Annotated in this window: 6 protein-coding genes; all 6 read right to left on the bottom strand. The window is 33.1% G+C overall.

What is annotated here, in order from left to right:
• The coding region (locus PBV87_RS15020) for a helix-turn-helix domain-containing protein (RefSeq protein WP_271012778.1) at positions 1 to 560 on the bottom strand (560 nt) is incomplete at its 3' end.
• 88 nt (positions 561 to 648) lie between these two features.
• Complete coding sequence (ftsH, locus tag PBV87_RS15015; RefSeq protein ID WP_271012777.1) at positions 649 to 2,619, bottom strand: ATP-dependent zinc metalloprotease FtsH; 1,971 nt, start codon at positions 2,617 to 2,619, stop codon at positions 649 to 651.
• Positions 2,620 to 2,654: 35 nt separating this feature from the next.
• Positions 2,655 to 3,176, bottom strand: coding sequence for a hypoxanthine phosphoribosyltransferase (hpt, locus tag PBV87_RS15010; RefSeq protein ID WP_053982742.1), 522 nt, complete (start codon positions 3,174 to 3,176; stop codon positions 2,655 to 2,657).
• A gap of 19 nt (positions 3,177 to 3,195) precedes the next feature.
• Positions 3,196 to 4,566: a tRNA lysidine(34) synthetase TilS gene (tilS, locus tag PBV87_RS15005; RefSeq protein ID WP_053982743.1), complete on the bottom strand. Its 1,371-nt coding sequence runs from the start codon at positions 4,564 to 4,566 to the stop codon at positions 3,196 to 3,198.
• A gap of 99 nt (positions 4,567 to 4,665) precedes the next feature.
• Entirely contained in the window at positions 4,666 to 4,920 is a 255-nt protein-coding gene (locus PBV87_RS15000; RefSeq protein ID WP_053982744.1) for a hypothetical protein, read from the bottom strand.
• A 71-nt stretch (positions 4,921 to 4,991) separates the two neighbouring features.
• The gene (locus tag PBV87_RS14995; RefSeq protein ID WP_271012776.1) at positions 4,992 to 7,334 is read right to left on the bottom strand and encodes a SpoIIE family protein phosphatase; all 2,343 of its coding nucleotides are present in this window, start codon (positions 7,332 to 7,334) and stop codon (positions 4,992 to 4,994) included.
• Positions 7,335 to 7,402: the final 68 nt, after the last annotated feature.

Raw genomic sequence — 7,402 nt, 5'->3', positions numbered from 1 at the left:
TCTTGTGTTTTATTTTTTCCACGTTTATCAACTAACCCGTCTATTCCTTTAGATTCATATTTCTTTACCCAACAATACGCTTGTTGATATGATACCTGATATTTAGCAGCTGTTTCAGCATAATTATTTTGATTTTCTATACAGTGTTGAACGATCTCTATTCTCTCATCATAAGTTGTTTTTCTACCTTTAGTCATGATAGGTACTCCTCCCATTCCAGAAGCTTTTAATTCTTCATGACTATTATACTTTATAATCCACTTACGAAGTTGAGTAGATGAGCGAATACTGTATTTTTGGCAAATTTCACGTAGTGAACCTACTCCTTGTAAATAATCCTTAACTGCAGCTAACTTAATGCTAGTAGTGTAGATAGTGTTTTTAGAACTTACAGTAATTCCATCTACACCACCAGCTTCATAATTTCTTAGCCAATCATGGATAGTTACATCACTACAACCTAATAAGCTAGCAGTATGAAGTATAGAGTCTTCACCACTTATAACTCTATTAAGTGCCCATAGTTTTTGTTCAGGTGAAAATTTTGATTTTCTTCCCATAAAAATATGCTCCTCCTTAAAGTAGCAGTTTTATTATTTAAACTGCCTACCTTAAGGGGAGCATATCAATCTACCCTAAGCTTTTTTATTAAATCTCTTCATCTTCATCCATTACATCTTGATGAGTTGCCTCTTCAAGTTTTGCTTCTTCTTGGAAGAATTGTTTTGCTTCTTTTTCTACTTCATCAAAGTTGAAAATGCTTTGTTCTTCAACTTTTTCCATATTAATCTCTTCACCACGCATGATTTTTCTAAATTCATGTCCTGTGATTTTTTCTTTAATTATAAGAATTTCAGATGCTCTATTTAAAATATCGATATTGTCATTAAGTAATTGTTTTGCTCTTTGGTAAGCATTTTCAACAATTGCACGAATGTGTTGATCGATAGCAGTTGCTACATCTTCACTATAGTTACGTTGATGTGAGAAGTCACGTCCTAAGAATACTTCTTCTTGTTCATCACCAAACTTGATTGGGCCAAGTTCACTCATACCATATTTTGTAACCATATCACGAGCAATTTGTGTTGCACGTTCAATATCGTTTGATGCGCCTGTTGTGATATCACCAAATGTAATTTCTTCTGCTGCACGACCACCTAATAAAGATACAATTTCATCTAGCATAGCTGATTTTGTTCTATATAATCTATCTTCTCTAGGAAGTGGCATTGTATAACCACCTGCAAATCCAGTTGGAATGATTGATACACTGTGTACTGGATCAATATCATCTAATAACTCATGAATAAGTGCATGCCCAACTTCATGGAATGCTGTAATACGTTTTTCTTTTTCTGTAACAACATGACTTTTCTTTTCTGTACCTACAGCAATTTTAATAAATGCTTTTTGTACTTCTTCCATATCAATAGCACGTTTATTATGACGAGCTGTAAGTAATGCAGCTTCATTCATTAAGTTAGCAAGGTCTGCCCCTGTAAAACCTGGAGTTGTACGTGCTACAACTTTTAAGTCAATGTCTTCATTAAGTGGCTTACCTTTTGCATGTACTTTAAGGATAGCTTCGCGACCTTTTACGTCAGGTCTTCCTACAACTACCTGTCTGTCAAAACGACCTGGACGAAGAAGCGCTGGGTCAAGAATATCCGCACGGTTAGTTGCAGCGATAATAATACCCCCTTCATTTACTCCGAATCCATCCATTTCAACTAATAATTGATTTAATGTTTGTTCTCTTTCATCGTGTCCACCGCCAAGACCTGCTCCACGCTTTCTACCTACAGCATCAATCTCATCGATAAATACGATTGCTGGAGAGTTCTTTTTCGCTTGTTCGAATAAGTCACGCACACGAGATGCCCCAACCCCAACGAACATTTCTACGAAGTCAGAACCTGAAATACTAAAGAATGGTACTTGAGCTTCTCCTGCAACAGCTTTTGCAAGAAGTGTTTTACCTGTTCCTGGAGGTCCTACAAGTAGGATACCTTTTGGTATTTTTGCTCCAATCTCAGTGTATTTACGTGGATTTTTGAGGAAGTCTACAAGTTCTGATACCTCTTCTTTTTCCTCATCTAAACCTGCAACATCTTTAAAAGTAGTGGAACCTTTGTCATCTACAGTCATTTTAGCTTTACTCTTACCAAATGACATGACACCACGGCCACCGCCGCCGCCACCGCCTTGCATCTGTTGCATAAAGAATACCATGATAAAGATAAACATACCAATTGTAATTACAATTTGGAAGATTGGCCAGAACATACTTTGTTGTTGTACGTAACTGTCAAGCTTCATATTTGCAATAACATCATTTGGTAACGTTCTTAAGTATTCAGCAAATTCACTTTGTACAACTGGAATAGTTGATTCATTCTCTGAACCTTTTATTGAAAATGTTACATAAGCAATATCATCTCCAGACCATCTAACTGTCATCTGATCTACATTACCCTCAGATAAGTTAGTCATTAACTGTCCAAGTGATAATTGCTCTTTTGGTGCAAAGTTTTGATTAGCACCAAATAATATGGCAATAAGAAGTACACCTACAATAATTAAGTAGAGCATACCACCTTTCATTTTACCTTTCATTCTTCTCTCCTCCTTCCTGGCTTTAAACCCGGCACTTATTCTCCTTTGTTGACTGCAATGTAAGGAAGGTTTCTATAAAGTTGATGATAATCAAGACCATAACCTATAACAAAGCTATCTGGGATAGTAAACCCTACGTAATCTACTTCAACATCAACTACACGTTGATCAGGTTTATCTAATAATGTACAGATTTTAATACTGTTTGGATTTCTACCTTCTAAGATATTTTTCAGATAACTTAGTGTACGACCTGAGTCAATGATGTCTTCTACAATTAATACATCTTTTCCATCAATTGGCTCATCTAAATCTTTAATAATTTTTACGATACCTGAGCTTTTGTACTCATCTCCATAGCTAGATACAGCCATGAACTCCATCTTCATAGGTACAGTAACACGCTTTGAAAGGTCAGTCATAAACATAACGCCACCTTTAAGCACACAAAGCATTATGATTTCTTTACCTTCATAGTCTTTTGATATTTGCGCTCCTAATTCCTCTATTCTTCTTTGAAGATCTTGTTCTGCTATGAGCGTTTCTAATTTCAACATAATCCCTCCTGAGCTTTTGTCATTTAATCATTTTGATTTCTAGTATATTATCAGTCTGATTCGTGACAAAATAATTGATATTCAGTCTTGAATCTAAAACCCATATGACCTCTTTCCCATCTGATATAATAGGATATAAGTCTCTTTGGTGCTGTGGAATCTTCTCATCAATATAGAATTTCTTCAACTTTTTAGACCCATTCTTTAAGACAATATAGTCATCTAACTGCCTTGTACGTAAGCATAGGTTATCTTTTATTTTATCATAATCAATATATTTAGTATACATATTTTGCTGGCTTTGTTCAAATGTTTTCCTGTCAACAAACTGTAACTGAATTGTGAAGTCTAAAGCCTCTATCTTATTTATACCCAGTTGTAGGGTATACTCATAATTAGAAATTCCTACCTTAATTGGATGACTTATCAAAAGCACTTCATAATTCTTATATACAATAACTTCATATGGTAAATAAACTTTTTTTCCATTTTGCATACTTAGCAGATCAACCAATTGCTCAATATGTTTTAGAGTAATATCTTTACTATGTCCCATAAAAGTAGACACACATTTGTATAAAACTCTCTTTTGAATATAAGTCTTCTCTTTTAAAAGAGGTTCTATTAAAATTTCTATCTGATGAGTAGTTACTTTTACTATTTTATTAAAGATATTGTTTGTATAGTCCTCTAAAAATATTTCTTGTTCTTTATAAGTTTGACTATGTTCAAATAACGTTGTTACAATATTAGGATTAATATTTTGTTGAATATAAGGAATGCATTCTAGTCGAATCTTATTTCTCGTGTATACTGTTTCATAGTTTGTGTGATCATTTTTGTATTTAATACCTTTTTCTTCACAGTACGCTTCAATTTCCTTCCTTGATAAACAAAGAATAGGGCGTATAATATTATCCCGTTTTGCCCCGATACCTCCAAGCCCTTTTATATCTGTTCCTCTTAAAAATCTCATAATAAGTGTTTCTGCTTGGTCATTAGTATTGTGTGCTGTAGCAATTTTATCATTTTGATTTGTTAAAGATATAAAGAAACTATATCTTTCTTCTCTTCCAATTTCTTCTTCACTTTGTTTTTTTTCCTTTGCTAGCGTCTTTATATTACAGTGATGAACATAACACGGTAGATCCATATCTTTTGCAACTTGTATTACGTAATCTCTATCTTCATTAGCTTCTTCTCTAATACCATGATGTATATGAGCTACCTTTAAATGAATTTGAAAATAATCTTTATATGCATTTAAAAAGTGTAATAACATCATAGAATCTGCTCCTCCAGATACACCTACTACTATAGTATCCCCCGGAGAAATGAGTTGATTCTCTATAATATATCGTTTCACCTTTTCTTCTATGTCTTTTACCATCTTTTATCCTCTTTTAATTTTGCCATTTTCTATGTGTATTAGAACATATTTAAAATTAAAATACAATAAAAAAAGGCATATTTATCATACACCTTAAAGTCAAAATATAAGCCCTATGATGCTTATAAAAATAAGTATTCCTATACTTATAAAGAAAAAGTTATCAATCCATTTATAGGAGTCTGTATTCTGATGTGACCTCCCACCTTTTTTTAAATAATTCTCTATGAGTTCTTCTGCATAATTCTCTAAATCACGCGGGTATTGACATCCTTGTGTAGTATCTTTCAATACAAAAGTAGCACTTTCATACCAATCACTCTTTTTACCATTAACGACTACTTTTCTACTCATATTTCCTCCCATTACATACTTGTGTTTAAAGTATGCCATAATCTCAAGGAAATATTCATTTCCATTTCATTTTAATGCTCTTTCCAGATACGCGCTACAATGATTGTCATATCATCCCCAACTTGAACTCCTAATAAGTCTCTACTCTTTTCCATTAAATAATCTGCCATATACTGAGGTGCTTGTCCTTTACATTCTAAGATAAAATGTTTAAATGTCTTTTCTTTTCCTAGTATATCTCCTGAAGCCTCTAGGATTCCATCAGTAATCATAATCAGTATATCACCATCATGAAGTTGTACATGTTTTATCTCTAAATCTACATCTTTTACTATACCTATTGGCAGGCTATTCATCCTAATTGGCATTACATCTCCATCATGTAGAATAAAACTTGTCGCTGCCCCTGCTTTAAGGAATTCTGCCATACCTGTCTTACGATCAATTAACGTTACATCTACAGTAGAAAATACTTCATCATCATCATTTAGAATAAGAGCAGAATTAATCATTCTTACCGCTAAATCTTTTCTAAATCCTGATTCCATAAAATCTTCTAGCATTTCAATTGTAGCTGCACTTTCCTCATAAGCTACTCTTCCACTTCCCATACCATCTGCTAAAGCAAGTAAATATTGATCATCATCTACTTCCATAAAGGTATAAACATCTCCACTAATTTCTTCTTTAGCACAAATTGCATAACCTGCTGTTACACGATAGGTATTTTTAATTTTCCACTTATACTCATAATTTTCTTCTCTACTCATCATACTTTCTAGTGCTACTTTATACCCTAAGGTATCTTCAATTACACTAGCCATAATATCAGGGTAATCATCATCTTGTTTACTTGTATAAATTTCAATAGATTGGATTTTCCCTTTATTCTCTAGTACCATTGCATCTTTTAAGTGAATCCCTTGTGCTAGTAAATTTTCCTTCAAAAGATTTTCTTCTTCCTTATTAAAGTAAATTTCTTTTTCTATCTCATTTACTAAACTATTCAAAGTAGTAGAAACCGCTTTAAGTTGCTCTGCCATTAATGCTCTATTTTCTATGAATCTGTTATGCCACATTGTATTTTGACGCAATAAATCTAACTTAAAACTCATTACATAAGCAAAATTAGATGCATTAGGGCAGTGTTCTTTGAAAAGAGGAGGTATACTTGCTTCAGAAATGAACCCTTTATCCTTAAATGTATCAATCATTTCATAAGCATGTTGATAAGTTGTCTTCAAATCTTGAACCCAGCAAAACTGCTTCATAGAGCAATCAACACAAAGCTTTTCTCCCGTGTCTTCAATGATATTTCGCATATCTTTAGGCGTAAATTCCATTCTTTTAGGTCGTACTTTTTCAAAACTATCTCCCAGTTGTTCAAATCCTCTTACAATATGTTTTAATCTAGTAGTCATAATCCTTTGAATGCGTTCTAAGTGAATTTGTTCATTCTGTTCTATACTCTTTTCCAAAAACCAACTTGCAATTCCAAAATAATTTTTAGGAATAATAAAACTAATAACTGCTGCTATACCATAAGCTCCTATCAAACTCCAGTCTAATCTTCCTCCATTAAAAATAGAGAATCCTACAAGTTGTCCTATTAATCCTCCAAGTATAACTCCCCATTTGCCAATAGGCAAGAACACTCCACCTACTAACGCTGTCAAGGCATATATAGCTACAAATGCAGGAGATATGTATCCTATTATTACAAGTAAACTGCTCATTACAATTCCCATTGTTACACCCTTATTTGCTCCACCTAAATAAGTAACTGCAATAAGGATTATATATGCAACCATATCCCTAAAATAAATTTCTTTACATATAGGTACACTAATATAGAAATCTAATGCTCCAGCAACTGCTAATGCAAGCATGATTGTAATGCTTATACTTTCCTTACTTGTTAAAGGCGTTTGTCTACGTTGTAAGATTATAGAAGTACCACATGCAAATATATAAGTCAATGCCATCCCAACTAATGCTTCTACAATACAAATAGCACATGTATAAAGATTAAATCCTTGGATGAGTGTACTCAATAAATCCACCAAGAAAATACTTGCAAATGTACTCACTAATTGATTTTGCAATGTACATTCTTTGTGATTCATTTCTAACCATTTACGTACTAAACTAATGAGACCGATCATAAGTACATATTTCAAAGTACCTACATCAAAACGCATTAAAGAAAAAACGCCTAAAGTCGCAAAAAGTACAGACCATTTTCGTATTTCTATTTTTTCGTACAAACTGCCAACATATGCAATTCCTACAGTATAAAAATACTCATAAAATCCTACTCTTGCAAAAGCAAACGACATTAAAACCATTATTAATTCTGGAATTTTCACTTTTAACCCCATTGGGCTTTTTTCTTTCGTCTCTACACCATTCATTTATCTTCCCTCCTACGTAATGTTTATTATAGAAGAGATAAGTTGAAATATTTGTAAATAACTGGAAT

The sequence above is a fragment of the Holtiella tumoricola genome (assembly GCF_027857615.1).
GTDB lineage: Bacteria > Bacillota > Clostridia > Lachnospirales > Cellulosilyticaceae > Holtiella > Holtiella tumoricola.
Note: the sequence above shows the minus strand (reverse complement) of the source record. Positions and strands in the feature narration are given on the sequence as shown.

Bases quoted from the DNA above. Each gene is read 5' to 3' on its own strand.
- ftsH (WP_271012777.1), bottom strand. From the start codon at position 2,619: ATGAAAGGTAAAATGAAAGGTGGTATGCTCTACTTAATTATTGTAGGT.
- hpt (WP_053982742.1), bottom strand. From the start codon at position 3,176: ATGTTGAAATTAGAAACGCTCATAGCAGAACAAGATCTTCAAAGAAGA.
- tilS (WP_053982743.1), bottom strand. From the start codon at position 4,566: ATGGTAAAAGACATAGAAGAAAAGGTGAAACGATATATTATAGAGAAT.
- PBV87_RS15000 (WP_053982744.1), bottom strand. From the start codon at position 4,920: ATGAGTAGAAAAGTAGTCGTTAATGGTAAAAAGAGTGATTGGTATGAA.
- PBV87_RS14995 (WP_271012776.1), bottom strand. From the start codon at position 7,334: ATGAATGGTGTAGAGACGAAAGAAAAAAGCCCAATGGGGTTAAAAGTG.